Annotated in this window: 28 protein-coding genes and 1 tRNA gene; 13 read left to right on the top strand and 16 right to left on the bottom strand. The window is 69.5% G+C overall.

The window, feature by feature from the left end; translation table 11 throughout:
- Positions 1-82: 82 nt before the first annotated feature.
- Complete coding sequence (locus ACFWN2_RS19880) at positions 83-535, top strand: YdcF family protein (protein WP_382429194.1); 453 nt, start codon at positions 83-85, stop codon at positions 533-535.
- A gap of 57 nt (positions 536-592) precedes the next feature.
- Entirely contained in the window at positions 593-1,177 is a 585-nt protein-coding gene (locus tag ACFWN2_RS19875) for a maleylpyruvate isomerase family mycothiol-dependent enzyme (protein WP_382429192.1), read from the top strand.
- On the opposite strand, the gene ACFWN2_RS19870 is transcribed toward ACFWN2_RS19875, so the two are convergent.
- A complete protein-coding gene (locus ACFWN2_RS19870) occupies positions 1,167-2,027 on the bottom strand; it encodes an SMP-30/gluconolactonase/LRE family protein (RefSeq protein WP_382429190.1) in 861 nt (286 codons plus the stop codon). The genes ACFWN2_RS19875 and ACFWN2_RS19870 overlap by 11 nt on opposite strands.
- A gap of 33 nt (positions 2,028-2,060) precedes the next feature.
- On the opposite strand from ACFWN2_RS19870, the gene ACFWN2_RS19865 reads away from it, so the two are divergent.
- Genes ACFWN2_RS19865 through ACFWN2_RS19850 form a run of 4 tightly spaced genes read left to right on the top strand, consistent with a single transcriptional unit; the run spans position 2,061 to position 4,615 of the window.
- Positions 2,061-2,672: a rhomboid family intramembrane serine protease gene (locus tag ACFWN2_RS19865; RefSeq protein ID WP_382429188.1), complete on the top strand. Its 612-nt coding sequence runs from the start codon at positions 2,061-2,063 to the stop codon at positions 2,670-2,672.
- An 11-nt stretch (positions 2,673-2,683) separates the two neighbouring features.
- Positions 2,684-3,433 (top strand): glutamate racemase, encoded by a 750-nt coding sequence (murI, locus tag ACFWN2_RS19860; RefSeq protein WP_382429658.1) that lies wholly within the window; start codon positions 2,684-2,686, stop codon positions 3,431-3,433.
- 1 nt (position 3,434) lies between these two features.
- Positions 3,435-4,202: an MBL fold metallo-hydrolase gene (locus tag ACFWN2_RS19855; RefSeq protein WP_382429186.1), complete on the top strand. Its 768-nt coding sequence runs from the start codon at positions 3,435-3,437 to the stop codon at positions 4,200-4,202.
- Positions 4,199-4,615, top strand: coding sequence for an OsmC family protein (locus ACFWN2_RS19850; protein WP_382429184.1), 417 nt, complete (start codon positions 4,199-4,201; stop codon positions 4,613-4,615). The genes ACFWN2_RS19855 and ACFWN2_RS19850 overlap by 4 nt, the downstream gene beginning before the upstream one ends.
- On the opposite strand, the gene ACFWN2_RS19845 is transcribed toward ACFWN2_RS19850, so the two are convergent.
- Positions 4,573-5,028, bottom strand: coding sequence for a DUF2231 domain-containing protein (locus ACFWN2_RS19845; RefSeq protein ID WP_382429182.1), 456 nt, complete (start codon positions 5,026-5,028; stop codon positions 4,573-4,575). The two genes, ACFWN2_RS19850 and ACFWN2_RS19845, sit on opposite strands and share 43 nt — an antisense overlap.
- Before the next feature lie 88 nt (positions 5,029-5,116).
- Here ACFWN2_RS19845 and rph point away from each other — a divergent pair, with 88 nt between their 5' ends.
- Complete coding sequence (gene rph / locus ACFWN2_RS19840; RefSeq protein ID WP_382429180.1) at positions 5,117-5,881, top strand: ribonuclease PH; 765 nt, start codon at positions 5,117-5,119, stop codon at positions 5,879-5,881.
- On the top strand, positions 5,878-6,477 hold the full coding sequence (gene rdgB / locus ACFWN2_RS19835; RefSeq protein ID WP_382429178.1) for an RdgB/HAM1 family non-canonical purine NTP pyrophosphatase: 600 nt from the start codon (positions 5,878-5,880) through the stop codon (positions 6,475-6,477). The genes rph and rdgB overlap by 4 nt, the downstream gene beginning before the upstream one ends.
- Here the strand turns inward: rdgB and ACFWN2_RS19830 are convergent.
- The 6 genes from ACFWN2_RS19830 to ACFWN2_RS19805 form a co-directional block, all read right to left on the bottom strand.
- Positions 6,474-9,338 (bottom strand): NACHT domain-containing protein, encoded by a 2,865-nt coding sequence (locus ACFWN2_RS19830; RefSeq protein ID WP_382429176.1) that lies wholly within the window; start codon positions 9,336-9,338, stop codon positions 6,474-6,476. The two genes, rdgB and ACFWN2_RS19830, sit on opposite strands and share 4 nt — an antisense overlap.
- A 10-nt stretch (positions 9,339-9,348) precedes the next feature.
- Positions 9,349-9,687, bottom strand: coding sequence for a DMT family transporter (locus ACFWN2_RS19825; protein ID WP_382429174.1), 339 nt, complete (start codon positions 9,685-9,687; stop codon positions 9,349-9,351).
- A 283-nt stretch (positions 9,688-9,970) separates the two neighbouring features.
- Positions 9,971-10,438: a thioredoxin-dependent thiol peroxidase gene (gene bcp, locus ACFWN2_RS19820; RefSeq protein ID WP_382429172.1), complete on the bottom strand. Its 468-nt coding sequence runs from the start codon at positions 10,436-10,438 to the stop codon at positions 9,971-9,973.
- A 22-nt stretch (positions 10,439-10,460) separates the two neighbouring features.
- Positions 10,461-10,988 (bottom strand): hypothetical protein, encoded by a 528-nt coding sequence (locus ACFWN2_RS19815; RefSeq protein WP_382429170.1) that lies wholly within the window; start codon positions 10,986-10,988, stop codon positions 10,461-10,463.
- A gap of 338 nt (positions 10,989-11,326) precedes the next feature.
- Positions 11,327-12,355: an LLM class flavin-dependent oxidoreductase gene (locus ACFWN2_RS19810; protein WP_382429168.1), complete on the bottom strand. Its 1,029-nt coding sequence runs from the start codon at positions 12,353-12,355 to the stop codon at positions 11,327-11,329.
- Positions 12,356-12,362: 7 nt separating this feature from the next.
- The gene (locus tag ACFWN2_RS19805; protein ID WP_382429166.1) at positions 12,363-13,112 is read right to left on the bottom strand and encodes a hypothetical protein; all 750 of its coding nucleotides are present in this window, start codon (positions 13,110-13,112) and stop codon (positions 12,363-12,365) included.
- 94 nt (positions 13,113-13,206) lie between these two features.
- Between ACFWN2_RS19805 and ACFWN2_RS19800 the strand changes: the two genes are divergently transcribed.
- Positions 13,207-14,253: an FAD-dependent oxidoreductase gene (locus tag ACFWN2_RS19800; RefSeq protein WP_382429164.1), complete on the top strand. Its 1,047-nt coding sequence runs from the start codon at positions 13,207-13,209 to the stop codon at positions 14,251-14,253.
- Positions 14,254-14,806: 553 nt separating this feature from the next.
- Here the strand turns inward: ACFWN2_RS19800 and ACFWN2_RS19795 are convergent.
- Entirely contained in the window at positions 14,807-15,421 is a 615-nt protein-coding gene (locus ACFWN2_RS19795; protein ID WP_382429162.1) for a DedA family protein, read from the bottom strand.
- Between the two features lie 318 nt (positions 15,422-15,739).
- On the opposite strand from ACFWN2_RS19795, the gene ACFWN2_RS19790 reads away from it, so the two are divergent.
- A complete protein-coding gene (locus ACFWN2_RS19790; RefSeq protein WP_382429160.1) occupies positions 15,740-16,807 on the top strand; it encodes an ATP-binding protein in 1,068 nt (355 codons plus the stop codon).
- A 13-nt stretch (positions 16,808-16,820) separates the two neighbouring features.
- Here the strand turns inward: ACFWN2_RS19790 and ACFWN2_RS19785 are convergent.
- A tRNA-Leu gene (locus ACFWN2_RS19785) sits at positions 16,821-16,894 on the bottom strand.
- A gap of 109 nt (positions 16,895-17,003) precedes the next feature.
- On the opposite strand from ACFWN2_RS19785, the gene ACFWN2_RS19780 reads away from it, so the two are divergent.
- A complete protein-coding gene (locus tag ACFWN2_RS19780; RefSeq protein WP_030469566.1) occupies positions 17,004-17,225 on the top strand; it encodes a DUF3618 domain-containing protein in 222 nt (73 codons plus the stop codon).
- Here ACFWN2_RS19780 and ACFWN2_RS19775 read toward each other — a convergent pair.
- The 3 genes from ACFWN2_RS19775 to ACFWN2_RS19765 form a co-directional block, all read right to left on the bottom strand.
- Positions 17,222-17,836 (bottom strand): TetR/AcrR family transcriptional regulator, encoded by a 615-nt coding sequence (locus ACFWN2_RS19775; RefSeq protein ID WP_382429158.1) that lies wholly within the window; start codon positions 17,834-17,836, stop codon positions 17,222-17,224. The genes ACFWN2_RS19780 and ACFWN2_RS19775 overlap by 4 nt on opposite strands.
- A gap of 144 nt (positions 17,837-17,980) precedes the next feature.
- Positions 17,981-18,733 carry a class I SAM-dependent methyltransferase gene (locus ACFWN2_RS19770; protein ID WP_382429156.1) on the bottom strand — a complete coding sequence of 251 codons (753 nt, stop codon included), beginning with the start codon at positions 18,731-18,733 and terminating at the stop codon, positions 17,981-17,983.
- Positions 18,730-19,866 carry a carboxylesterase family protein gene (locus ACFWN2_RS19765; protein WP_382429154.1) on the bottom strand — a complete coding sequence of 379 codons (1,137 nt, stop codon included), beginning with the start codon at positions 19,864-19,866 and terminating at the stop codon, positions 18,730-18,732. The genes ACFWN2_RS19770 and ACFWN2_RS19765 overlap by 4 nt, the downstream gene beginning before the upstream one ends.
- Before the next feature lie 110 nt (positions 19,867-19,976).
- Between ACFWN2_RS19765 and ACFWN2_RS19760 the strand changes: the two genes are divergently transcribed.
- Positions 19,977-21,011, top strand: a complete 1,035-nt coding sequence (locus ACFWN2_RS19760; protein WP_382429152.1) for a zinc-dependent alcohol dehydrogenase family protein — start codon at positions 19,977-19,979, stop codon at positions 21,009-21,011.
- Here ACFWN2_RS19760 and ACFWN2_RS19755 read toward each other — a convergent pair.
- Positions 20,995-22,467: a flavin-containing monooxygenase gene (locus ACFWN2_RS19755; RefSeq protein WP_382429150.1), complete on the bottom strand. Its 1,473-nt coding sequence runs from the start codon at positions 22,465-22,467 to the stop codon at positions 20,995-20,997. The genes ACFWN2_RS19760 and ACFWN2_RS19755 overlap by 17 nt on opposite strands.
- Positions 22,468-22,582: 115 nt before the next feature.
- On the opposite strand from ACFWN2_RS19755, the gene ACFWN2_RS19750 reads away from it, so the two are divergent.
- Complete coding sequence (locus ACFWN2_RS19750; RefSeq protein ID WP_382429656.1) at positions 22,583-23,158, top strand: TetR/AcrR family transcriptional regulator; 576 nt, start codon at positions 22,583-22,585, stop codon at positions 23,156-23,158.
- Here the strand turns inward: ACFWN2_RS19750 and ACFWN2_RS19745 are convergent.
- Positions 23,124-23,831, bottom strand: coding sequence for a type 1 glutamine amidotransferase (locus tag ACFWN2_RS19745; protein ID WP_382429148.1), 708 nt, complete (start codon positions 23,829-23,831; stop codon positions 23,124-23,126). The two genes, ACFWN2_RS19750 and ACFWN2_RS19745, sit on opposite strands and share 35 nt — an antisense overlap.
- The gene (locus ACFWN2_RS19740; protein WP_382429146.1) at positions 23,824-25,071 is read right to left on the bottom strand and encodes a MurT ligase domain-containing protein; all 1,248 of its coding nucleotides are present in this window, start codon (positions 25,069-25,071) and stop codon (positions 23,824-23,826) included. The genes ACFWN2_RS19745 and ACFWN2_RS19740 overlap by 8 nt, the downstream gene beginning before the upstream one ends.
- Positions 25,072-25,146: the final 75 nt, after the last annotated feature.

The following is a 25,146-nucleotide window of genomic DNA, read 5'->3' as shown; positions in this document are numbered from 1 at the left end:
CAGCTCGGGGGACCCCTGCGTGAGCGGCATACCGGATGGGTGTGCACGGCACCGGCCCTCGTCAGCCTTAAGGTGCCTCGACATGGCGGCCACGGTGCTTCCCCGAGACTTGCACTACCGCGAACACGCCATCAGCCTTGGCGTACCCGCCGAGGTGATCAGCATCGAGACGCAGGCCACCAACACCAGCCAGAACCTCAGCAACAGCCGCCAGATCCTCGCCGAGGCGGGAGTCCGACCCGAGTCGGTCATGCTGATCTCCCGGCCTTATCAGCAGCGACGAGCCTATGTGACCTGCCGCAAGGTATGGCCTGAGATCAACGTCGTGTGCTCGTCCCAATCTCTGCCGCTCGACGAGTACATCGCCGGCATCGGCGATGTCGACCGCGTGATCAACATGTTGGTCGGCGACACCCAGCGCATCACCGAGTACGCCCGACGAGGATTCGCCATCGAGCAGGACATGCCCGACAACGTGGGCGATGCGTTCCAAAGGCTCGTTGCGGCCGGGTACACCAGTCGGCTGATCCTGTGACGCAGGGGTTCCCAGCTCGGGGGACCCCTGCGTGAGCGTTGCCACTACCCTGCGGCGGTGCCTGTGACCGCTGACGACCTCGACGCCGCAATCTCCTGCCTGGCCGACACACTCGGCCCCGCGACCGCCCGCGACTGGGCGAGCCCGCCCGGCACGGGCGACTGGAACTGCCGCACCACCGCAGAACACATCGGCGACTGCCTGCTGTCCTACGCGGCGCAGCTCGTCGCCCAGCCCGCGACCCGCTACGTGCGGTTCCTCGCCGCCGTGGACGAGGACGCGAGCCCGGCCGAGGTGCTGGAGTTCGCGGTGACCGGCGGCAGGATCCTCTCCTCGGTGGTGCGGACGACGGCGCCGTCCGCGCGCGCCTACCACCCCACCGGCATGGCGGGTCCCGCCCACTTCGCCGGCATGGGCTGCGTCGAGGCACTGGTGCACGGCGAGGACATTGCCCGCGGGCTCGGACTGAGCCTCGACCCGCCCCGTGACGTCTGCGCTCGCGTGCTCGCCACGATGTTCCCGCACGACGACCTGGACGTGGATCCCTGGACCGGCCTGCTCTGGGCGACCGACCGCATCAGCCTGCCCGGCCGTGAGCGGCAGACCGGCTGGCGCTGGGTGTCGGGGGAGATCAGCCGTTGAAGGCGGTGCCCGGCACGCCCTGCCCCACCCCGGGCAGCACCAGCACGGACCCGTTGAGCTGCCGGTCGAACAGCGCCTGGTCGGACAGGCCCGACCGCGCCGAGGTCACGTAGAGGTCGGTGAAGTCGGCTCCGCCGAAGCAGCACGCGGTCGGGTTGTCGACCGGCAGCTCGATCTCCCGGTCCAGCTCACCGGCCGGCGTGTACCGCCGCACCGCGTGCCCACCCCACAACGCGACCCACACGCACCCTTCGGCGTCCACGGTCAGCCCGTCCGGCCAGCCCTCGGTGTTGCCGACGTGCGCAAACGGACGGCGGTGCGCGACGGTGCCGGCGGCGTTGTCGAAGTCGAGGACGTCGATGCGGCGGGTCGGCGTGTCGATGAAGTACATGAGCTTCGCGTCCGGGCTCCAGCCGACGCCGTTGCTCGTGTTCACCTTGTCCACCATGACCTTCGCGGCGCCCTCGCCGGTGACCCTGGCGAGCCAGCCCTCGTCGGCTGCCTGGTCGTAGCGCATCGTGCCCGCCCACAGCCGGCCCGACGGGTCGATGCCCGCGTCGTTGCCGCGCACGCCCTCACGCGCCCAGTAGACGAGCCACGACTTGGTGCCGTCGCGGTCGATCAGCGCGATGCCGTCCCGCAGGTTGCAGACGATGCCGCCCTGCGCGCGTGGCTTGGCGGCGCCGACGTGCTGCGGCACGGTCAGCACCGCGTCGTCGTCGCGCGCCGGTGCGTACCGGTGCACCTCGGAGGCGAGGATGTCCACCCACAGCAAGGTGGAACTGCCGTGGTCCCACGTCGGACCTTCGCCGAGCTGGGCCGACGCGCGCACCGCTACTTCGATAGCCACCCAACCACCTTAAATCCCACGTACGCTGGACCTGTGGACCGCACCGCGCTCGCGAAACGGGTCATCCCGCCGCACCCCGTGCTGTCGTTGCTCGTCGTGGCCGGGTTCGTCGGCTTCCTCTACGTCGTCGAGGCCTTCGACGTGGCCACCGGTGGTTCGCTGGAGGACGACGGCGTGCGGCCGCGCGACTTCAGCGAGTGGGACAACCTGCTCTGGATGCCGTTGATCCACGGCGACTGGAGCCACCTCACCGGCAACGCCGTTCCGCTGCTGCTGCTCGGGTTCCTCGCGACCTCGGGCGGGTTGAAGCAGTTCTTCCAGATCACCGCCATCATCTGGCTCAGCAGCGCGCTGGGGGTCTGGGTGTTCGGCAGTCCCGGCAGCCACATCGGCGCGTCCGGGCTGGTGTTCGGGTTCCTCGCGTTCCTGCTGGTGCGCGGGATCTTCGCGCGCTCGTGGCTGCAACTGGTGATCGCGGTCGGCGTGTTCGCGCTGTACGGCGCCGCGCTGTGGGGCGTGCTGCCCGGCCAGCCGGGTGTGTCGTGGGAAGGCCACCTGTTCGGCGCAATCGGCGGCGTTCTGGCTGCGTGGGGTGTGTCTCGGGACAACCGCCGCACTACAACACCGGCTACATTCACGGCGTGACGATCGGGATCATGGACTCGGGCGTCGGCGGCCTGACGGTCGCCCGCGCGATCATGGACCAGTTGCCGGGCGAGTCGATCCACTACATCGGCGACACCGCGCACGGTCCCTATGGGCCGCTACCGATCGCACAGGCGCGCAAGCACGCGCTGGAGGTCTGCGACCGGCTCGTGGACGAGGGCGCGAAGATGCTGGTGATCGCGTGCAACACCGCGTCCGCCGCCTGCTTCCGCGACGCCCGCGAGCGCTACGACGTGCCGGTCGTCGAGGTGATCCTCCCGGCGGTGCGGCGCGCGGTGATGACGACCCGCTCCGGCCGCGTCGGCGTGATCGCCACGGTCGGCACGATCAACTCCCACGCCTACCAGGACTCGTTCCAGGCGGCGCGCGACGTGACGGTGACGGCGGCGCCGTGCCCGCGGTTCGTCGACTTCGTGGAGCGCGGCATCACCTCCGGCCGGCAGGTGCTCGGGCTGGCGCAGGCCTACCTGGAGCCGTTGCAACGCGCCGACGTCGACACCGTCGTGCTGGGCTGCACGCACTACCCGCTGCTGACGGGCGTGATCCAGATCGTCATGGGCGAGCACGTGACGCTGGTGTCGAGCGCCGAGGAGACGGTCAAGGACGTCGTGCGGCTGCTGACCGAACGCGACGAGTTCGCGTCCGAACCCGCCGTGCACCGCGTGACGTGCACCGGTCCGCCGGAGCGGTTCGCGAAGCTCGCCGCCCGGTTCCTGCCGACCTTCGAACAGTGGGGCTGACGTGCTGCTGACCGTGCTCGGCTGCTCCGGCAGCATCCCAGGACCTGGCGCGGCCGCGTCGGGATACCTGCTGGAGGCCGACGGGTTCACGCTGGTGCTGGAGTTCGGCAACGGCGTGCTGTCGCGGTTCCAGGAGGAACGGCCGCTGTTCTCGATGGACGCCCTGGTGCTCTCGCACCTGCACCCCGACCACTGCGTCGACGTGTCCTCCCTCTACGTGGCGCGGAAGTACCACCCGGAACCGCCTCCCGGGCCGTTGCCCGTCTACGCGCCCGCCGAGGCTCCCTCGCGGTTCGTCGCGGCCTACGCGCCGAACGAGGCCGAGCGGTCGTCGCTGGACTTCACCGACGTGTTCTCGTTCCACGGCCTGGGTTCCAAGGTCGAGATCGGACCGTTCACCGTGGACTCCGCCGTGGTCGCACATCCTTGCGAGGCCTACGGGTTCCGGATCTCGTGCGGCGGGGTGACGCTCGCCTACACCGGCGACAGCGGGCCGTGCGAGGCGCTGGACTCGCTGGCCGACGGCGTCGACGTGCTGCTGAGCGAGGCGAGCTGGACGCACGCCCCCGGCCGCCAGCCGGACCTGCACCTGTCCGGGCGCGAGGCGGGAGAGCTCGCGCGGAGGGCCGGCGTGGGACGGCTGCTGATCACGCACGTGCCGCCGTGGACGTCCCGCGACGCCGTGCTGGAGGAGGCCCGGTCGGCGTTCGGCGGGCGCAGTGAGCTGGTCGTGCAGGGCGGCCGGTACGAGGTGGGGGAGCGGACATGATCAACCTGGAGCGCGTCGGCGAGCACGAGTTCGTCGCGACGAACGACAGAGGCGCGTCGGTGCGGATCGGGCGCAAGGACCAGGACGGCTCGTTCAGCCCGGTCGAACTGCTGGTCGCGGCCGCCGCCGGCTGCGCGATGGTCACGTCGGAGACGCTGATCCTCCGGCGAACAGGCGGCGATCGGCTGACAGCGGTCGCGGACGCGGTGCAGTCCGAGAGCGGCAACGAGGTGGTCTCCATCCCGGTGACGCTCTCGTACGACCTGTCCGCCGTGGAGGACGCGGAAGCGCTCGAAGTCGTCGTCCGGCGCGCCGTGGAGCAGTTCTGCACGGTCACGCGGACGTTGAAGCAGTCGGCGACTGCCCCGCTTCAGCTCCCGACACCGCTCCAGACGGCCTCCGACCCGCTGTGACCGGCGCGCACGGTCTGCACCGTCGTCCCGACCGCGAGCAGCACGACCAGCACGGACACCACGACTGAGATCACCCGCCACGTCTTCGTGGTGGGTGCCTCCGCCTGGCGTTCGCGGTCCGCGAGCCGTCCCGCGACCAGCAGCGCGATCACCGCGACGCCGAAGCCGAGCGCGATGGGCAGCAGCATGGTGCCGAGGTCCGCGTGGGTCTGGATGGCGGGGTTCTGCACGCCGTTGCGGGCCAGCGCGGCCTGGAAGTCCTCACCGGCCTGCTTGGCCAGCGGAACGGCCGCGACACCGGCCAGCGTGACGCCCAGGACCGGCCACGCGTACTTGCGCCGCCAGGCCGGGACCAGCGAGATCGCGATCGAGCTGAGCGCCGCGAGGGGCAGCAGCACGACCACCGCGTGCACCAGTAGAGGGTGAAGCGGAATACCGTCGATCGTCAGCATGTCTCTCCCTACGCCATGGCGCTCCGCAGGGTTCATTAGGGTAGGCGCCGTGGTGCGAACCGACGGCCGAAACGACGACGTGTTGCGTGACATCCGGATCACGCGTGGATATCAGACCTGGCCCGCGGGCTCGGTCCTGATCGAGTTCGGGAACACCCGCGTGCTCTGCGCCGCGAGTGTCACCGAAGGCGTCCCCCGGTGGCGCCAGGGCTCCGGCCTCGGCTGGGTGACCGCCGAGTACGCGATGCTCCCCTCCGCCACCCACAGCCGCAGCGACCGCGAGTCCGTGAAGGGCCGCATCGGCGGCCGCACGCACGAGATCTCGCGCCTGATCGGCCGTTCGCTGCGCGCCTGCATCGACCTCGCCGCCCTCGGCGAGAACACCATCGTCATCGACTGCGACGTCATCCAGGCCGACGGCGGTACCCGCACGGCCGCGATCACCGGCGCGTACGTGGCCCTCGCCGATGCCGTGACGTACCTCGGTGCGGCAGGCCGCCTGGCCGACCCGTCGCCGCTGTCGTGCGCGGTGTCCGCCGTGTCCGTGGGCGTGGTCGACGGCCGGGTTCGGCTGGACCTGCCCTACGAGGAGGACTCGCGCGCGGAGGTCGACATGAACGTCGTCGCCACCGACGCCGGCACGCTGATCGAGGTCCAGGGAACCGGCGAGGGCGCCACCTTCGCCCGGTCCACTTTGGACCGCATGCTCGACATCGCCCTGCAGGGCTGCGCCGAGCTGAACCGCCTCCAGGCCGAGGCGCTCTCCGCCCCGTACCCCGGCGTGCTGCCGGAGCCCAAGGCGAGCAGGCGATGAAGCTCCTGCTGGCTTCGCGCAACGCCAAGAAGCTCCGCGAACTTCAGCGCATCGTCGTCGCGGAATCGCTGGACGGCATCGAGGTGCTGTCTTTGGCGGACGTTCCGGAGTTCCCCGAGGCACCGGAGACGGCGCCGGACTTCGAGGGCAACGCCCTGGCCAAGGCCCGTGACGCGGCAGCCGCCACGGGGCTGGTGTCCGTCGCCGACGACTCCGGTCTCGCGGTGGACGAGCTGAACGGCATGCCCGGCGTGCTGTCCGCCCGGTGGTCCGGCCGTCACGGTGACGACGACGCCAACCTGGACCTGTTGCTGGGGCAGCTCGGCGACGTGCCGGACGAGCGCCGCGGCGCCGCGTTCGTCTCCACCGTGGCCCTCGTCGTCCCCGGTGGCGACGAGGTCGTCGTGCGCGGGGAGTGGCGCGGCACGTTGCTGCGCGCGCGTCGTGGCACCAACGGGTTCGGGTACGACCCGATCTTCGTGCCGGAGGGTGCGGAGATCACGTCCGCCGAGATGACGGCCGAGGAGAAGGACGCGGAGTCCCACCGGGGCCGCGCCCTCAAGCTCCTGGTGCCGCACCTGCGCAAGCTCGCTTAGCTCTCCCATCTGGTTCTTACGTCGGGGCCGAGTTTTTCGACCCCGACGTAAGTGCTCTTTCGGTGCAGCAGCAGCGTCAGCGACATGTGACGCACCGGACGGACGTCGATCAGCTTGTCACCGGATAGCGCAAGAGTGCGCAAGGCTGGTATCGCTGCAAACACAGTGGGATCTGTCCAATTACGGCAGTACACGGCCTCTAGTCCTGCCACCTCGGTGAGGACGCCCAAGGTGCAGCCGGGAGCCGTTTCGCTGAGATGCAGGCTGCGGATCGACTTGCCGCGAAGGAATTCGAGGCTTTCCCACGGCTCCCACTGAATCAGGCCGATGGAGCGAGCGTCTGGAAGGCTTTCGAGATTCGTGTAGCGCTGGGCCCCGAGGAGATGGATCATCTCTGGACTCGTCCGCGAGAGTGGGCTGAGATCGATCTCCCCCTTCATCCACGCGAGTAGATACCTAAGTCGAGGCAGCTCATCGACGACGTGAAGGCTCCCCAACGACTCGTCCGGTGGCAGCCAGGCGTCTACACCGGTCAGTTTGCTGAGTAGGTGCAAATGGGGAAACTGCTGGATCGACTTGACCTCGGCGAGTCCATTCTCCAGTGGCGCGTCCGCCAGAACCTCCTCTGCGTAACGCTGGAGATCGAAGTTCAGCCAGGCTTCGATCAACGCTTTCTGGACTGAGGATCGTGGGTCGTGTGCATATCCGGCGAGTTTCATCATCGCCTCTGGTGAGGCGACCAGCGCTGCGGTGCGTATGGTCGAGGCCGCTACGGCATCGGAGAGTTCGTCGAGCGTCGCCGGCAGGTAGCGGAGCACGCGGTGGCCGATGGTCGCGAGCGACGCGGTCTCCTCCGGGGTCCGCGGCGGTACGAGCCGGTCCCTGACGATCGCGTCGATCCGGTCGCACAGGTCGGCGTCGACGTCGCGGACGGTCTCCAGGCACGCGGCCGCCAGCAGGTGGAACCGGCGGGCGTCCTCCGGCTGCCGGTCGGCGAGGTCCAGCAGCGCGGTCAGCAGTTCGGTCACCTGGGACCGGTGCCCGTGGCCGCAGGCCAGCACGATCGTCTGCGTCCACGAGTCCTGGTCCGCGTGTGCCACCAGGGTTTCGACCTGGCCGTCCTGCATCGCCTCCTCGCCCGCCAGGTACTCCTGGAAGGTCCTGTGCACGAAGTCGACCTGGCCGGGGACCGGTTCGCGGAGCACACCACTGCGTTCCAGCAGGTGTGCGACGACGGCGTCGGGGTGCTCGTCGACGTTCGGCATGGAGCGGATCTTGCGGGCGACGTGTTCGTGCACCTTGGTGGTCGGGAGCTGGGACAGGCCGCCCAACGTCAAGCGCCAGGCCAGGTCTCGCAGCAGGACGGTCTTGTCCGAGGTGGTGAGAATGCGGGCGATGCCGCGTTCGGCGTCGCGCAGGTCGAGCAGCATCGTGAGGGCCGCCGCGTAGAGCTCCATGCGGTTGTGCGGGAGGTCGGAGACCCTGCCGAGGTTCAGGGCGCACAACATCGCGCACAGCAACGGAGAAGACGCCAGGCCCTGGAGGTGTTGGCGGCTCTCGATCTGGGTGACGAGACGGCGCTGGGCTTCCTCGGGCGCGTCGGCGGCTTCGTGCCAGCGTTGCAGGAAGGCTTTCACGTCGCCAGGGCTCATCTGCTCCAGCGACAGCACGGAGAAGTTCAGTTCTGCCAACCACTTCTCGTCCGTGGCGGCGGGGCGTGCGGTCACCACGGCCCGTGCCTCGGGGAAGGCCTGGAGGAGTTCGCGCAGCCATTCGCGGACCTCCGGGCGCTTCTCCGGCGGTACCTCGTCGACGCCGTCGACCAGTAGAAGTCCTTTGCCTGCACGGAGAACTCGGTGGGCCCAGCCTGCGGGCATGATGCCCGCGAGCCAGCCGGTGACGAAGTCCTCCGGCTTGGTTGGGAGTGGCTTGTCTGCGTAGGAGCGCAGTCTGATCGGGAACGGGACCATGCCGTTCCACCTGTGCAGCCTGCCGGTGAAACCGTTGCGGGCGGCGGTGACGGCGAGCCAGTCGAGCAGCGTCGTCTTGCCAGAGCCCGCTTCGCCGCGGATGTAGGTGCGTCTGACGAGCGCGGATTCGACGCGCATGCCCGAGTAGGCGTGGTGGTCGGGTTCGGCGAACCAGTTGTCGCGCCGGTGTTTCTCGCCCGAGACCGTGAGGCTCAGGTACGCGACGCTCAAGGCGAGGCGAGGGCGGTCCCTCATGGTGAGGCCGAGGAGTTCGAGCTTGTCCAGGTTGGTCTGGATGAACCGGAGGTACTCGTCGCGGAACTCGTCGTCGTTGTCGGTGCCCTGTGGGGCGTACAACGACGTGCGGGGGAGGCGGGAGAGTACTTCGTCGAGCATCGCGGCCTGAGCCGTGGCGCGGGAGAGGACCTCGGCGAGCGCTCGTGGCTGGAAGGACGGCAGGTTCCTGATGATCTGCACGAGGTAGCGGCAGGACTGGTCCAGCGCGATCTCGTAGCAGCGGCCCAGGTCCTGGCGTGGCAGTGAACGGCGGACGCGTTGGGCCAGGCCCTCGGGGTCCGCGTTGTCGGCCAGGAGGGCGGCGTCGGACAGGTCGACGGACGACAGCGCCACCTCCACTGCGGTGAGGGAGGCGGCGATGTCGTTGTCGGAGAAGCGTTCCAGCGCTGATTCCAGCTGCTCGGTCACCTGGAGGCCGATGTGGTGGATCAGCGTGTCGAGCTTGGCTCGTTGGGTGGGCCTGGAGAGTTCCGCCGCGGCGATCTCGGCCAGGGACGCGGTCCGGTCGTCGGTGTTGGTGGCGAGCCACTCGGTGGCGGCGCGCATCGCGACCGACTGGCCGAGCTTGGAGACGGCCTGGATTTCTAAGCCCACCCAAACGAGGTTAGACGGCCGCCTGCGCGTGCGAGGCCACCGACACGACGCAGACGCCCGCGGCGATCAGGGCCATGCCGCCGAGCATGGCCAGGTTCAACGGGTCGGCGAACAGGACGCGGCTCGTGATGGCCACCAGCGCGATGCCGGCGCCCGCCCAGATCGCGTAGGTGATGGCGACGGGCAGGCCCATTCTGATCACGAGCGATTCCAGGTACAGCGCGGTGAGGAAGCCGGCCGCCAGACCCGCGACGGGCCACGGTTTTGTGAAGCCTTCGGAGTATTTGAGGCAGAGGGTCGCGAAAACCTCCGCGCCCACGGCGAGGGCGAGCAGAATCCACTTGAGCATTGAATTTTCCCAGCACGAAATGCGCGCAGCCCGAGGCGTGCGCGTTGAAGAGAGCGGTGGACGGTTGGGTGAAGAAGCCCTGGTCAGCCGCCGCGTGCGGGGAAGTGGACTCGCAAGGTGAAATCAGACGGGATGTCGGGGCCGTTAGGTGCCGTCAAACGACACACGGTGTATCACCCTCACCGGAACAGGGGCGGCTTTGTTGCACGCCCTCCTCCCGACCATACCTGAAAAAAGGGCCGTCGTCGCAACCAAAGCGACGACGGCCTCACATCAGGTGAAATCAGGCGGGGAGTTCGCGCAGGAGCTTGGCGACGTGGCCGGTGGCGCGGACGTTGTACATGGCCTTGACGATCTTGCCGTCGGGGCCGACGAGGAACGTCGAGCGGATCACGCCCTGGACGGTCTTGCCGTAGTTCTGCTTCTCGCCGAACGCGCCCCACTCGGTGAGCACCTTCTTGTCCGGGTCGCCGAGGAGCGGGAAGTTGAGGCCCTCGGTGTCGCGGAACTTGGCGAGCTTCTCCTGCTTGTCGGGCGAGATGCCGACGACCTCGTAGCCGGAGCCGGCGAGGACCCCGAGGTTGTCGCGGAAGTCGCAGGCCTGCTTCGTGCAGCCCGGCGTGCTCGCGGCCGGGTAGAAGTACACGACCACGGACTTGCCGAGGTAGTCGGACAGGGACACCGGCTTGCCCTCGCTGTCGGGCAGCGTGAACGCGGGCGCGGTGTCACCAGGTTCGAGACGACTGGTCATGCCCCAGAGACTATTCCGGGTACTAGGACTGGCCCTCGAAGACGGTGGGCGCGTCCTGGTCCTGTCCACCCGGCTTGATGGTCAGCTCCATCCGCACGGGCGACTCCGGCACCACGAACGCCAGCTGGAGCTGCGTGTCGCGGCCCGGCGGGAGTTCCGCCACGGCGGCGGCGAGGCCGTTGAGGCCCTGCACGGAGTCGACGAGCTCGGCGGCGGGCTGACCGTCCGCCAGTGCCCTGACGGCGAGCTGGGAGGGCCGGTAGGACGCCTTGGAGCCGTTGTAGACGGTGATCGTGAAGACCGCCGTGCGCTTGGCCGGGGGAACCGCGGTCTCGGACGGTGTGAGGGAACGGGGCGCTGACACCACAACGGACAGACCCGACGTCCACACGCGTTGCGTGCCGAACGCGGCGGCACCGGAGGCACTGGGCTTCTCGGCTCGCTGCTCGACGGTCAGCTTCTCGTCGGGGGTGACGGCGACACTGGGGCCCGCACATCCCGCCACGGCCAGCAACAGGCACAGGCCCGCGGCCGTTTTGGCGAACTTCACGAACTCCCCTTTCCCACCCCGGCGGTGGGTGTGAACGAACTCCCGTCAACTGTGACGGTGCCGAAGGGGGAGTGCGAACGAAAGTGGCCTGAAGAAGCGGACCTGGTGCCGGGCCGTGGCCGACTCGTGATGGGCGGCGTGGGCGGCGCCACAGAAGCGCCGGCCCCACGCCGTCCTAGTGGTCGAGACCACTGGGTGAAGCTAGGGAGCGCGTCGGGGGGCGTGCGCGCTCACACCGATCATCGCCCACTGTGTCCCACGCGCTACAAGCGGAGCCGATTATCACCCGTTCAGAGCAGTGCCAGTCGTACAAAACGTGAAGGTCACGCCTGGGCGACTCACGTATGTGCGGCTGAACGGCCCAGCGACGGCGTCCGTTCGGCCACTTCGCTGAGGAGTTCGAACGAACGCAGACGGTCATCGTGGCCGTGCACGATGGTCGTCACCATGAGCTCGTCGGCCGCCGTCGACTCCATCAACTCGTCCAGTCCTGCGCGGACCGTTGAGGGGGATCCGATGATCTGGGTGGACATGCGGTCCTCCACCACCAGCTGGTCGATCTCGGTGTACGGGTAGTCCGCGGCCTCCTGCGGCGTCGCCAGCGGACCGGGGCGGCCCTGGCGCAGCTTCACGAATGAGAGCGCTCCCGGACCCGCGAGGTAGCGCGCCTGCTCGTCGGTGTCGGCGATGAGCACCGAGGCGCACACCATCGCGTACGGCGCGTCGAGGACCTCGGACGGCCGGAAGTGCCGGCGGTACAACTCCAGTGCCGGCAACGTGTTCTGCGCGCTGAAGTGGTGGGCGAACGCGAACGGCAGGCCCAGCAGCCCCGCGGCCTGCGCGCTGTAGCCGGACGAGCCGAGCAGCCAGATCGGCGGCTTGTTGCCCGCGGCGGGCACGGCGTTGAGCTCGGCGGTGCCGTCGAAGTACTTGATCAGCTCGGTCAGCTCCTGCGGGAAGTTCTCCGCGGACAGACCGGCCTCCGTGCGCCGCAACGCCCGCGCCGTCTTCTGGTCGGTGCCGGGCGCGCGACCGATGCCCAGGTCGATGCGGCCGGGGTGCAGCGCTTCGAGCATGCCGAACTGCTCGGCGACGACGAGCGGCGCGTGGTTGGGCAGCATGACGCCACCGGAGCCGACGCGAATCGACTCGGTGGCGTCCGCGACGTGCCCGATCAACACGGCCGGCGCCGACGACGCGATGCCGGGCATGTTGTGGTGCTCCGCGAACCAGTAGCGGTGGTAGCCGAGGCGTTCTGCCTGCTGAGCGAGCTCCCGCGAGTTCCGCAGCGCGGTCGTCGCGTCCGAACCCGACGTGATGGGCGCGAGGTCGAGAACGGACAGGGGGATCTCACTCAGACGGCTCATACATCGATCAACACCGATACTTCGTGACTTCTTCCGTGAGCCGGGTAACTCGTTTCGCGGCCTTCTCGTACGTGGTGCCCTCGGGATGCAGGGTCAGCACCGCGACGACGCTGAACCAGCACGTGCCGGACGTGTGCAGGGCAGGCGACTTCGTGTCGAGCTCCCACTGGATGCGCGGCCGCGGCCGGTCGACGCACGGCTTCGTCGGATCACCGAATCCCGACCAGCCCTGCTTGAACGCGGGCTTCCACGTGGCGGACGGCAGCCCGAACGACTGGTCGAACCCGTCCGACGCGCACTTCTCGGCCCGCTGCAGGTGCCCCATGATCGTGCGCCGCACGTGCGGCTTGGCGTCCTCCAACAGGTACTTGTAGATCTTCACGACGTCATGCGCGCTCACCGCCGTGTAACCCCACATGCCTCGGTTCTCCGGTGGCAGCGTGTCCTTGAGCTTCAGCCGCTCGGCCGTGCGCACGACGAGCTGCTCCCAGCCGTTCTCGACCCACAGCTCGCTGGCCGCGTTGTCGTCGCTGACCCGCAACATGGGTTCGATGCGCGGGTCGTCGCCGCGCGTCTCCAGCTGTTCGATCGCGATCAGGATCTTCACCAGCGAGGCGGATCTGATCTGCTTGTGCACGTCCCGGCCGGTCACCTGGTGCGTGATCCGGTCGTAGACCGCGTAGGAGGCCGTCGGTGCGGGAACCGGGGCCGTTGTGGTGGGTGCCGCGAGCAACGCCATCGTCAGAAGTAGGTGCACGGCCCCGGAAGTTAGCGATGCTCGCGACCTTTTGCGCGATGTTTTGTAGCTCACACGTGAGACGGACCGGCTGCCTCCTTCCGTTGTTCGTGATGTGACGGACGTGGTGGTGATCGGTGCCGGACAGGCGGGCCTGTCCGCCTCCTACTTCCTGCGGCGGCGCGGCGTGGACCACGTCGTGCTCGACGCGAACCCCTCGCCCGGCGGCGCGTGGCTGCACCGCTGGCCGAGCCTGCGCATGCGGACCGTGCACGGCATCCACGAGCTGCCCGGCATGCCGTTCGAGCAGCCCGCACCCGAAGAGCAGGCGAACGAGGCGATCCCGTCCTACTTCGCCCGCTACGAACAACTCTTCGACCTGCCCGTGGTGCGCCCGGTGAACGTCACCCAGGTGGTGAACGACGGTGCGCTGCTCAAGGTCGAGACCACCGGCGGCGTCTGGACCACCCGCGGCTTGATCAACGCGACGGGCACCTGGCGCCGCCCGTTCTGGCCGCACTACCCGGGCCAGGAGACGTTCCGGGGCCGCCAGCTCCACACCGCCGACTACCAGGGCCCGGCTCCGTTCGAGGGCAAGCGCGTCGTGGTCGTCGGCGGCGGCGCCTCGGCCACGCAACAGCTGATGGAACTCGCTCCTTTCGCGGCGGAGACCCGCTGGGTCACGCGGCACGAACCGGTGTGGCGGGAGGGCCCGTTCACCGAGGACTACGGCCGCTGGGTGGTCGGCATGGTCGAGGAACGCGTGCGGGCGGGACTGATCCCGCGCAGCGTCGTCAGCGTCACGGGGCTGGCGCTGACTCCCGAGACGCGTGCTGCTTTGGACGCCGGAGTGCTGCAGCGGTGGCCGATGTTCTCGCGGGTCACGCCCGGCGGTGTCGAGTGGGCGTCCGGGGAGCGCTTCGACGCCGACGTCATCTTGTGGGCCACCGGATTCCGGCACGACCTGGAGCACCTCGCGCCGTTGCACCTGCGGGCTGCCGGGGGCGGGATCCAGGTGGAGGGGACGCGGGTGGTGTCGGATCCTCGGATTCATCTTGTGGGGTACGGGCCTTCGGCCAGCACCATCGGGGCCAACCGGGCTGGGCGGGCCGCTGTTCGTGAGTTGGTGGGGTACCTGGACGGTGCGACGGTGGCTGGCTGAGGGGCTGGCCCGGTTGTGTGGCGTGGCCGGTGCGGTTTGCGGTGATGGGGTGAGCCGGGTTGGGGCTGGGTCGGCGGGCCGGTGGGGAGCGGGCTGCGGGCGCAGGTTGGCTGGCCGGGTTGGCTGCGGGGCGTGGGTTGGCGGGCCGGGTGCCGGTGGCGGTAGCCGGGCTGGGCGGCGGGTCGGTGCGTTGCCGGCAGGGGGCGTGGCAGCGAGGGGGCGTCAGTAGGTGGGCTGGCCGGAAGGTGGGTGGGCTGGCCGGAAGGTGGGTGGGCTGGCCGGAAGGTGGGTGGGCTGGCCGGAAGGTGGGTGGGCTGGCCGGAAGGTGGGTGGGCTGGCCGGAAGGTGGGTGGGCTGGCCGGTGGGTGGGCTGGCTGGTGGGTGAGCTGGTCGCGAGGTCGGCCGGGTTGGCCGGTTGTTGGCGGGTGACTGGGGGTCGGACTGAGGCGGCTGTTGGCGGTGACTGGGGGCCGGACTGGGGCGGCCGTCTGCGGGTGGCTGGGGTCGGACTAGGGCGGGCGTTGGCGGGTGCTGAGGCCGCGCCCTTGTGCGGTCAGGCGGTTGTGTTGGTTCGGCGTTTGGAGATGCGGGTCGCCACGAAGATGGTCACCGCTACGACTGCCAGGCCCAGGACCACCTTGGAGCCGATGCCCACGTACTGCTCGACCAGGTGCCAGTTGTCGCCCAGCAGGTAGCCCGCGAGGATCAGCGCCGTGTTCCAGAGGAGGCTGCCGGCCGCCGTGTAGGCGAGGAACGGTGCTAATCGCATGCGTTCGACGCCGGCCGGGATCGAGATCAGGCTGCGGAAGACCGGGATCATGCGGCCGAAGAAGACCGCGCGGTAGCCGTTGCGGAGGAACCAGGCCTCTGTTCTGTCCACATCGGACACTCGGACCAGGGGCATGCGGGCGGCTATGCGGCGGACTCGGTCGCGGCCCAGCATCGCGCCCACCCAGTACAGGATCAGTGCGCCCGCGACTGAGCCGAAGGTGGTCCAGGCGATGGCGTCGAAGAGCGACATCTTGCCCTGGGCCGCGGTGAAGCCGGCCAGGGGCAGGAAGACCTCGCTGGGCAGGGGTGGGAACAGGTTCTCCAGCGCGATCGCCAGCGCCGCTCCGGGTGCGCCGGCCGTCTGCATCAGGTCGGTGACCCAGTCGACCAAGTTCATGGGTTCCAAGTTACGGACGGGGGCGGGGTGGGGCATTGGGGTGATCCGCAATGTTGGGGTGGGGTAAACCGCACCCCAGCATCCGGGACATCCACTAGGGGTCGGCGGTTCCTTGCGTCTGAACAGGAAGTCGAGCGGGGCGCGCGACACCGGTGCGTCCGAGGAGCACGAGGGTGAGAGTCCTCACGCAACCTCACGCAGCCCTGCATATCCGAACAATTTTCACGATCCATCCACAAAGGATCGGAACGGTCCGTTCGTCCACATCGGGAGGGAAAGGCCTTTCCGGACCGGGATCGTTTGACTACGATCTTTCCGATGGCTGACCAGGTGGCGACGTGCGCGATCTGCGGCACCACTACCGCCGCCTCCCGGCACAGACGTGCGCGGTACTGCTCCAACGCGTGCCGGCAGCGGGCCTACCGGCAGCGCGTGAACGAACCCGGCCCCGCGCTGGACAGCTTCATCGGCCGCGACGCCGAACTCGAAGGTCTCGCGAGGAGTGACGCCCGCGTGCTCACCCTCGTCGGACCGGCCGGTGTCGGAAAGAGCAGGCTGGCCAAGGAGTTCGCCGGGAACCGGGCGGCGTGGGTCGACCTCGCAGGGACGTCGGACGTGGCGGGGGCGTGCGCGCAGGCGTTCGGCCGGCGGGCCGACGAGCCGGTGCTGAGCACGCTGGTGCGGGAGCTGAACCGGAACACCTTGCTGGTGCTGGACAACTGCGAACGCGTCGCGGCGGACTGCGCGGCGCTGCTCGAACCTCTGCTGCTCGGCTGCCCTGAGCTGAGGATCATCGCCACCAGCAGGGAACCGCTGCGGGTGCCGGGCGAGGTGCTGTTCGCCGTGGAGCCGTTGTCGATCACGAACGCCGTCGAGCTGTTCGCGGACCGCGCCCGCGCCAGCCAGGTGGGGCTGCGGCTCGGCGAACGGGAGGCGCTCGCCGCCCTGTGCGCGAAGCTGGACCGCCTCCCGCTGGCCATGGAGCTCGCGGCACGGCTCGTGACCGTGCTGCCCGTCGCCGAGCTCCTCAACCGCCTGGACGACCGGCTGGAGCTGCTCAACCGCGGCAACCGCACCGCCGCCGAACGCCACCAGAGCCTGCGCGCCGCGATCGGCTGGAGCTACGACCACCTGAGCGCCGAGGAGCAGCACGTGTTCCGGTGCATCTCGCAGGGGCCGGGAGGTTTCGGGCTCGACGGCGCGGTCCAGGCGTGCGACCTGCCGACGGACCGGGTGCTGGTGCTGTTGTCCGCGCTCGTGGCCAAGTCGTTGCTCACGTTCACCGGCACCGGCCGGTTCGAGCAGCTGGAGTCGATCAGGCTCTACGGCAGGGAACGGCTGGCGGAGCAGGTTCGCCGCGGGCAGACCCCGGCGGCGAACCGCTGAAACCGCTGATCAATGAGGTCGGGGGGACTCGAACCCCCACTGGCTGGGACCTAAACCCAGTGCCTCTGCCAATTGGGCTACGACCCCTCGGGTGGAAGCCTATCCGCCCTTCATGGACTCGCTCTCGCGGGTCGCGCGAAGCCCCGCGGAAGACCGTCCACTACGGTTGGCGGAAGAACCGCTGCTAGGAGGACATGTGGCTCGCGATCCCGACACCATCCAGCGCGAGATCGAGCAGGCTCGCACCGCGCTGGCCGCCACCCTGGACGAGCTCAGCGAGCGCGCCAACCCGCAGAAGCTCGTCGAGCAGGGCAAGTCGTCCGTGCTCGACGTGCTGAGCCAGCCCAAGGTCAAGTACACGCTGATCGCGGTCGGCGCGGTGGTCGGCTTCGCGCTGGTGCGCAAGCTCTTCCGCTAGGAGACCCGCACCAGAGGCAGGAGCACCTGCTCGACGACCTTCTCCACGAACGGTTCGTCGAGCGGGTCCCCGGTCAGCATCAGCCGGTAGATCAGGGCGGCGCCTGCGATCTCGACCGCCATGCCGCGCGGGGCGTCGGCCCGCAGCTCGCCCCGTTCGGCGGCCCGGTCCAGGATGCCGCGCAGCACGTCGCGCTGGGAGATCAGGAAGGTCTCGCGGAACGCCGCTGCCAGCTCGGGCTCGTGCGGGAGCTCGCCCACGAGCGCCTGAGCGGCCTTGCCGATCGGTCCGGAGAGGAACGCGGCGAACGACGAGAGGAACTCGCGCAGGTCTCCTGCGAGAGAACCGGTGTCCGGTGCCGCGAGGTTCTGCGTGGCGAGCTGGGTGCACGTGTCGATCACGAGATCGAGCTTCGACTCCCACCGCCGGTAGATCGTCGCCTTGCCCGCTCTCGCACGGGCCGCCACCGCGTCCATGGTGAGCGCCCGGTACCCGACCTCGGCCATCACCTCGAGCGCTGCCTGACGTAAGGCGTCGTCCCTGCTGGCGTCCCGGGGACGGCCCCGTTGCGGGGACCTGCCCTCGTTGAACGCCGTCGTTGACACGGCCATGCCACCTCCTCGTACAAGGACACGGCACGCGCGTGTCTCCCCGCCCCTTTGGCGGAACATCCTAGGCGTCCTGCCCACCTCGCAGGGTGAGCAGCACCCGTATGTTGCATCGTGTTGTAGTTAGTGGGGTCTTGCGCGATGCGTTCAGGAGGACCGGGAAACGGAGTGTGCGCTGGCCAGCTGGGTCATGTACCGCTTCACGACCCGTCCGTCGTACCGAGTGTCGATCAGCCGCCGGATGTCCGCGATCAACCTGTCGCGGTCCGGCAGCGCGATGTGGTTCGAGTACGTGAGGAGCAGGTCCACGTACGACTCGGTGTCGTAGGCCCGCTCCCACTCGTACCGGAAGAACTCGGGCGGCTCGAAATCGGCGCTCTCGTCGAACTCGGCGGGGATCTCCGACGCGGGGACGAGCCGCAGATCCGGTGGCGTGGAAGGATCCCAGCGCTCGTAGCACTTCTGCACGTCCACGAAGAACGGCCCGGTGCCGCCCGCGACGTGGTGCGTCGAGATCACGGCGAGCACCCCGCCGGGACGCAACGCCGCCGCGCAGCGCGCCATCCGCGTGGCCGGGTCGAGCCAGTGGAAGGCCGTCGCGGACACCACGAGGTCGAACGGCTCCGCGGGCAACGGCCAGACGTCGAAGTCCGCCACGACCACCTGGGCCGCGGGAGCGTGCCCACGGGCGACAGCGGCGAGATCAGGGCTCAGTTCGACCGCCGTCACGTCGCCGAGCGCCGTCAGCGGCAGCGTGGCCTGCCCGGTGCCGGGGCCGATCTCCAGGATGCGGGGACCGGACAGCCGGGTGAACATCTCCGGGGGATAGGTGGGACGTGCCCGGTGGTAGCGGGCGGCGTCCCCTCCGAACGTGGTGCGCAGGTGCTCGCGGTCGGTCACCCGCCGAATTCAAGCGAGCGGGACGGCAGCGCGTCCATCCCGTTTCGCGCGAACCCCGCCCACAGCGCGCGCATCATCTTGGCCAGCACGGGATCCGGCTCCTCCCCGGCGAGCATGCCGCAGCCGAGCCAGCCGTCAGGGTCGAACAGGAACGGCAGCTCCATGCAGTGGCACGAGCCCAGCGGGGCGTCGGCGGGCGCCCACCTGAACGCGTAGGTGGCGACCTGCCCGCCCGCCGCCGCCCAGTCCCTGGCCAGGTCACGGGCGCCGCCGGCGAAGATCAGCTCGGTCACGGCCTCCCAGTGCTCACGGCTGGGCACGTACGGGCTGCCGTCGTCGGCCGTGTGCCCGACGAGCAGCTCGACCCGTGAGGCCGCCGCCGTGAGGTCCACGTCGTCCAGCACGGGCGCGAACGGCATGCCGCCCGACGGCGCGAACCTCGGTCCCATCTCGGCGACGGCGGCGGTCTGGGCCGCCAGCGCGTCCTCGACGGACGTGGAGGCGTCGACCGAAATGGACGAACGCAGCGCGGCTGTCATCTCCGCGCGTTCGGGGCTGCGCGTGCCCAGCGGCGCGCTCTGCAGGATCGCCCGCCGGAACAGGTTCTCGGTGTCGACGAGCATCAGCGCGTACACGGAGTCCGCGCCCGCGGACTGCCCGAACGCCGTCACGTTCGACGGGTCGCCGCCGAACGAGGTGATGTTGTCCCGCACCCACCGCAGCGCCGTGAGCTGGTCGAGCAGCCCCAGGTTGTCGCGCAGGTAGCCGAAGACGCCGAGGCGGTAGCTGACGCTGACCACGACCACGCCCTCCGACGCCAGCAGGCCGGCGTCGTACTTCGCCGACTCACCGCTGCCGGTCACGTAGGCGCCGCCGTGGAACCAGACCATCACCGGCAGCCCGGCCGCGTCTGCGGGCGCGGTGACCGAGAGCACCTGGCAGTGCTCGTCGAACGCCAGCCCCTCGACCGAGTTGCCTACCAGGGCGGCCAGTGCCGACGGCGGTTGCGGGCAGGCGGGGCCGCGTTCGGAGGGGCGCGCGCCGTCCCAGGCGAGCGGTTCGGGCTTCGCGAAACGGGAAGCCGTCGCATAACGGATACCGCGCGCCCGGACGAGGCCATCGTTGATCAGCACGCTTCCGATACTAAGCATGCGTAACCAACTACACACCGTCTCGATTCGGCGCGAACCGCCGACCAGGAGCACGATGCAAAGGACGAACACCGAGGCAGAGGAGGCGCCCTGTGCGGGCTACGACGATCTACGGCACCCGAGACATCCGCGTTGAGGAGGTGCCGGACGCGGCGGTCCAGGAGGCCACGGACGTCGTCGTCCGGGTCGAGCTCGCGTGCATCTGCGGCAGCGACCTGTGGGCGTACCGGGGCGTGGCCAAGCGCGAGGGCGGGCAGCGGATCGGGCACGAGTTCCTCGGCATCGTCGAGGAGGTCGGCAGCGAGGTCCGCAGCGTCCAGGTCGGCGACCGCGTCATCGCGCCGTTCGTCTGGAGCGACGGCACGTGCGCGTACTGCCAGGCCGGGCTGCAGACGTCCTGTCGCGCCGGCGGGTTCTGGGGCAGCAAGGGCAGCGACGGCGGGCAGGGCGAGGCGGTCAGGGTGCCGCAGGCCGACGGCACCCTGGTCCGGGTTCCCGCGGACGCGCCGGCGTCGCTGCTGCCCGCGTTCCTGAGCCTGAGCGACGTCATGGGCACCGGGCACCACGCGGCCATGGGCGCTGGTGTCGGTCCCGGCGCGACGGTCGCGGTCGTCGGTGACGGCGCGGTGGGCCTGTGCGGTGTGCTGGCTGCCAAGCGGCTCGGTGCCGAGCGGATCATCGCCATGGGGCGGCACGAGGACCGGGCGAAGATCGCGAAGCTCTTCGGCGCCACGGACCAGGTCGCCGAACGCGGTGAGGCCGCCATCGAGCGCATCAAGGAGATGACCGGCGGGCTCGGCGCGTCGGCGGTGTTGGAGTGCGTCGGCACCGAGCAGTCGTGGACGACCGCGATGGGCATCGTGCGCGACGGTGGCCGGATCGGGTACGTCGGTGTGCCGCACGAGATGCCGGGGCTGCCGCTGAACAAGCTGTTCAACCGCAACATCGCCATCGGCGGAGGTGTCGCGCCGGCGCGGGCGTACCTGCCCGAACTGCTGGCCGACGTGCTCGCCGGCCGGATCGACCCCGGCCCGGTGTTCGACAGGACGGTCTCGCTCGCCGACGTCGCCCAGGGCTACCAGGCGATGGACGAGCGGACCGCCCTGAAGGTCATCGTGCAGCCGTAGTCAGGACGTAGTCCTCGGCGCGCACGCGCTTGGTCCGCATCCAGTACCGCCAGGTGAATCCCGGCCACACGGTGCGGTTCACGCCCTGCGCGTCGAGGTACCAGCTCTTGCAGCCGCCCTGGGTCCACACGCCCTTGGTGAGCTTGCGCTGGATCTCGGTGTTGAACTCCTGCTGGGCCTCCAACCGCACGTCCAGCTCCGCTGCGCGGTGTTGGTCGAGGAGCCGGAGGCACTGCGAGATGTACCGGATCTGGGACTCGATCATGAACACGACCGAGTTGTGCCCGAGTCCGGTGTTGGGGCCCAGCAGGAAGAACAGGTTGGGGAAGCCCGAGACCGTGATGCCGTAGTAGGTCTCGATCCCCTCTTGACGCCACTGCTTCGCGAGGTCGACGCCGCCCTTGCCCTGGATGTCCAGGTAGTCGAACGAGTCGACGACGTGGAACCCGGTGCCGTAGATGATGACGTCGACCTCGTGCTCGACGCCCGCACTGTCCACGACGGACTTCTCGCGCACCTCGGAGACCTTGTCCGTCACCAGGTCCACGCCGGGGTACCCCAGCGCGGGGTAGAAGTCGTTCGAGATCAGCACGCGCTTGCAGCCCATCGTGTAGTCGGGCTTGAGCTTGCGGCGCAGCGCCGGGTCCGGCACCTGCTTCTTCAGGTGCCGCAACGCGATGCCCTGCGCGAACCGCATGATCTTCGGGTTCACCGCGAAGCCCAGCGCGGACGACTCGCGCGTCCAGTACACGAAGTTGCGGTAGGCGCGTTGCGTGAACGGCAAGGCGCGGAACAGCTTCTGCTCCCAGCCGTTGATCTCGCGGTCCGCCTTGGGCATGATCCACGGCGGCGTGCGCTGGAAGATCTTCATCGACGCCACCTGGCCGGCGATCTTCGGCACGAACTGGATCGCCGACGCGCCCGTGCCGATGACGGCGACGCGTTTGCCGGTGAGGTCTTGGTCGTGGTCCCACTGCGCCGAGTGGAAGGTCTTGCCGCCGAACTTCTCGATGCCGGGCAGTTCGGGGATGTTCGGGATGTGCAACGCGCCGACGCCCGCCACCAGGGCCTGCGCGGTGTAGGTGTCGCCCTGCTCGGTCGTGACGGTCCAGCGCTTGGCCTCGTCGTCCCACCGCGCGCCGGACACCTTGGTGTTGAAGCGGATGTGCGGCCGCAGCCGGTACTTCTCGGCGACGCGCTGCAGGTAGCCCTGGATCTCGCCCTGCTGCGCGAACATCCGCGACCACTTGGGGTTCATCTCGAACGAGAACGAGTACATGTGCGACGGCACGTCGCACGCGCAGCCCGGGTAGGAGTTGTCCCGCCACGTGCCACCGAGGTCGGCGGCCTTCTCGAGAACCACGAAGTCGTGCTCGCCGCGGCGCTTCAGTTCGATGGCCATGCCCAGGCCGGAGAAGCCGGTGCCGATGACGAGCACTTTCGTCTCTCGATGCATGGGGAGGTCCCTCCGCTCGCGGTTGCTACTTCGCAGTAGGTTACTCGAAGTAAGTTACGAGCGGTAGACTCCTTTCGTGACTGCTCCGCGGCGCCGCATGCCCAAGGCCCAGCGCATGGCGCAGATGCTCACCGTCGCCGAGGAGATCTTCGCCGAGCAGGGGTATCTGGCCACGTCGATGGACGAGATCGCCGAACGCGTCGGCGTCTCGAAGCCGATGCTCTACGAGTACTTCGGTTCGAAGGAAGGCCTGCTCATCGGCTGCATCCACCGTGCGCGCACGGAGTTGCGCGAGAAGACGGCGGCGGCGATCTCGGGTGCGGCGAGCCCGGAGGAGTTCCTGAGGCTCGGGCTGCTCGCGTTCTTCGAGTTCATCGACGAGCACCGCCGGTCGTGGGCACTGCTGCGGCAGGAGGCGGCCGTGGCCGTGCCGTCGGCGCAGGAAGAGGTGGAGGGCATCCGCCAGCAGCAGACGGACATGATCGGGGCCGTGCTGGCGTCGTTCACGCCGGAGATCGACCCGCTGGAGGCGGAGGCGTTCGCGGAGATGGTCGTCGGCGCGACCGAACGGCTCGCGGTGTGGATGGAGCGCAGGCCCACGGTGGGACCTGCGCTCGCAACCGACTACGTGATGAACGTGATCTGGCCGGGTGTGGCTATGAAGCTGCCTTCACCCGTTCCGCACGCATAGCGGTGACGGCCGGGAGATCGATCGGCGCGACCTTCGTGCCGGTCGCCCACTCGATCAGCATGTCCGCCAGCGCGGGATTGCGCGGCAGCACCGGGCCGTGCAGGTAGGTGCAGACGATCCGGCCCTGGACGGCGCCCTCGACGCTGCCGTCGTTGCCCGTGCCGACCTTGACGTGCGCGAGCGGCCGGGCGGCCGGGCCCAGCACCGTGCGGCCCTGGTGGTTCTCGAACCCGGTCAGCGGGCCCGCGAACAGGCCGTCGGCCGGCTCGGCGACGACCTCGCCGATCGCGCGGCTGCCGCCGGCGTGCGAGGTCGAGTCGATCAGGCCCATGCCGGGGTGCGTCACGTTGTCGGCGCGGGTGAAGCTCTCGCCGAAGATCTGGATGCCGGCGCACACGCCCAGCACCACGGCGTTCTTCGTGACGGCGCGCTGCAGGCCGGGGTGCTCGCGGAGGTGCTTGACCGCCAGCGTCTGCGCGGTGTCCTCACCGCCGCCGACGACGTAGATGTCGCACGAGTCCGGCACCGGCTGGCCGTAGTTGATCGGCACGATCTCGGCCTTGATCCCGCGCCACGTCATGCGCTTCTCGAGGACCACGGCGTTGCCGAAGTCGCCGTACGTGCCGAGGAGATCCGGCAGCACGAGCGCGATCTGGATTGTCGACTCACTCATCAGCGGCAGCCCTGGCATTCAAGTCGCGGAACGCGGTGTAGTTGGCGATGACCTCGACCGCGCCCTGCGGCATCTGGTCGATGGCCTTCAGCGGGTCGGGAACGATCGTGTGCTGGACCTCGGCGTAGGTCAGACGCACGGCGAGGTCGGTCGCCCGTTCGCCCGACGCGATGACCGTGCGGCCCTGCAGGCGTTCGAAGGGGACGTCCCACAGCCAGCTCAGGTCGCGGCCGTCGGCCTCCTGGGCGTTGATCACCAGGACGGCCGGGTGGTTGGCCTCCTTGACGACCGTGAGGGTCTCGCTCCAGCCCGCCGGGTTCTTGCTGAGCAACAGGCGCGCGCTGCGGCCGTTGCGCTGGATCGTGCGGTAGCGGCCGCTCACGTTGGAGACACCCCGCAGGCGGCGCACGGCCTCCTCGGCGGGGACGCCCATCGCGTGCGCGGCCGCGGACGCCATGACGGCGTTGGCCTGGTTGAACTTGCCCGGCAGCGTGAGCCGCAGCTCGAGCTTCTGGTGCTCCGGCGTGATCATCGCTTCGTCGGCGGTGATCCAGTTCGGGTGCGGGCGCGCGAGGTCGCAGCCCGTGCAGTGCCAGTGCTCGCCCTGCCAGCGGATCGGGCTGCCGCAGCGCGGGCAGCTCGCCGAGTCGTGGTGCCAGCCCGTGCCGGTCGCGACCCAGATGACCTTGGAGGCGTTCCAAGCCGCGCTCGTCACCATCACGTCGTCGCAGTTGGCGACGATCGTGCAGTTCTGCAGCTTGTTGACGGAGTCGCGCAGCGAGCGCTCGATCGTCCTGACCTCGCCGACGCGGTCGAGCTGGTCGCGGCTCAGGTTCAGGATCACGGCGACGGACGGGTTGCTGGCGCCCGCGACGGCCGGGAAGTAGGCCTCGTCGCACTCCAGCACCGCGTACGGCGCGTCCGGCTGCTTCGAGAGCGCCGTGACGTGGCCGTCGGGCATGTTCGCGCCGCTGTGGTTCGTGGCGACCTCGCCCAGCGCGCCCACGGCCCTCGCCAGCATCATCGTGCTGGTGGTCTTGCCGTTGGTGCCCGTCACGACGGCGACCCTGCGGCCCTGGGTGAGGCGGTTCAGCGCCTGCGGGTCGAGCTTCAGCGCGACCCGGCCGCCGATCATGCCGCCGGCGCCGAGGCCCATCTTCTGCGACAACGTGGAGCTCAGGTTGCCCAGCTTCACGGCGGCTGCGGTCCGCAGAGGGAGGCGGGCGGGGGAATCGTTCACGCAGGCGACTCTACCGGCGTTGGAATCCGCCCCTTTCCAGGCGGTCGTTGCGTTGGTGTGAACGGGGTTCGGTAC

The sequence above is a fragment of the Lentzea sp. NPDC058436 genome, assembly GCF_042721515.1.
Lineage (GTDB): Bacteria > Actinomycetota > Actinomycetes > Mycobacteriales > Pseudonocardiaceae > Lentzea.
Note: the sequence above shows the minus strand (reverse complement) of the source record. Positions and strands in the feature narration are given on the sequence as shown.

What these genes read in the sequence shown, in the direction of transcription:
- ACFWN2_RS19825 (WP_382429174.1), bottom strand. Translation starts at nt 9,687, where the DNA reads ATGCTCAAGTGGATTCTGCTCGCCCTCGCCGTGGGCGCGGAGGTTTTC.
- ACFWN2_RS19850 (WP_382429184.1), top strand. Translation starts at nt 4,199, where the DNA reads ATGATCAACCTGGAGCGCGTCGGCGAGCACGAGTTCGTCGCGACGAAC.
- ACFWN2_RS19795 (WP_382429162.1), bottom strand. Translation starts at nt 15,421, where the DNA reads ATGAACTTGGTCGACTGGGTCACCGACCTGATGCAGACGGCCGGCGCA.
- rdgB (WP_382429178.1), top strand. Translation starts at nt 5,878, where the DNA reads ATGAAGCTCCTGCTGGCTTCGCGCAACGCCAAGAAGCTCCGCGAACTT.
- ACFWN2_RS19750 (WP_382429656.1), top strand. Translation starts at nt 22,583, where the DNA reads ATGGCGCAGATGCTCACCGTCGCCGAGGAGATCTTCGCCGAGCAGGGG.
- ACFWN2_RS19775 (WP_382429158.1), bottom strand. Translation starts at nt 17,836, where the DNA reads ATGGCCGTGTCAACGACGGCGTTCAACGAGGGCAGGTCCCCGCAACGG.
- ACFWN2_RS19810 (WP_382429168.1), bottom strand. Translation starts at nt 12,355, where the DNA reads ATGAGCCGTCTGAGTGAGATCCCCCTGTCCGTTCTCGACCTCGCGCCC.
- ACFWN2_RS19755 (WP_382429150.1), bottom strand. Translation starts at nt 22,467, where the DNA reads ATGCATCGAGAGACGAAAGTGCTCGTCATCGGCACCGGCTTCTCCGGC.
- ACFWN2_RS19790 (WP_382429160.1), top strand. Translation starts at nt 15,740, where the DNA reads ATGGCTGACCAGGTGGCGACGTGCGCGATCTGCGGCACCACTACCGCC.
- ACFWN2_RS19880 (WP_382429194.1), top strand. Translation starts at nt 83, where the DNA reads ATGGCGGCCACGGTGCTTCCCCGAGACTTGCACTACCGCGAACACGCC.
- bcp (WP_382429172.1), bottom strand. Translation starts at nt 10,438, where the DNA reads ATGACCAGTCGTCTCGAACCTGGTGACACCGCGCCCGCGTTCACGCTG.
- murI (WP_382429658.1), top strand. Translation starts at nt 2,684, where the DNA reads ATGGACTCGGGCGTCGGCGGCCTGACGGTCGCCCGCGCGATCATGGAC.
- ACFWN2_RS19745 (WP_382429148.1), bottom strand. Translation starts at nt 23,831, where the DNA reads ATGAGTGAGTCGACAATCCAGATCGCGCTCGTGCTGCCGGATCTCCTC.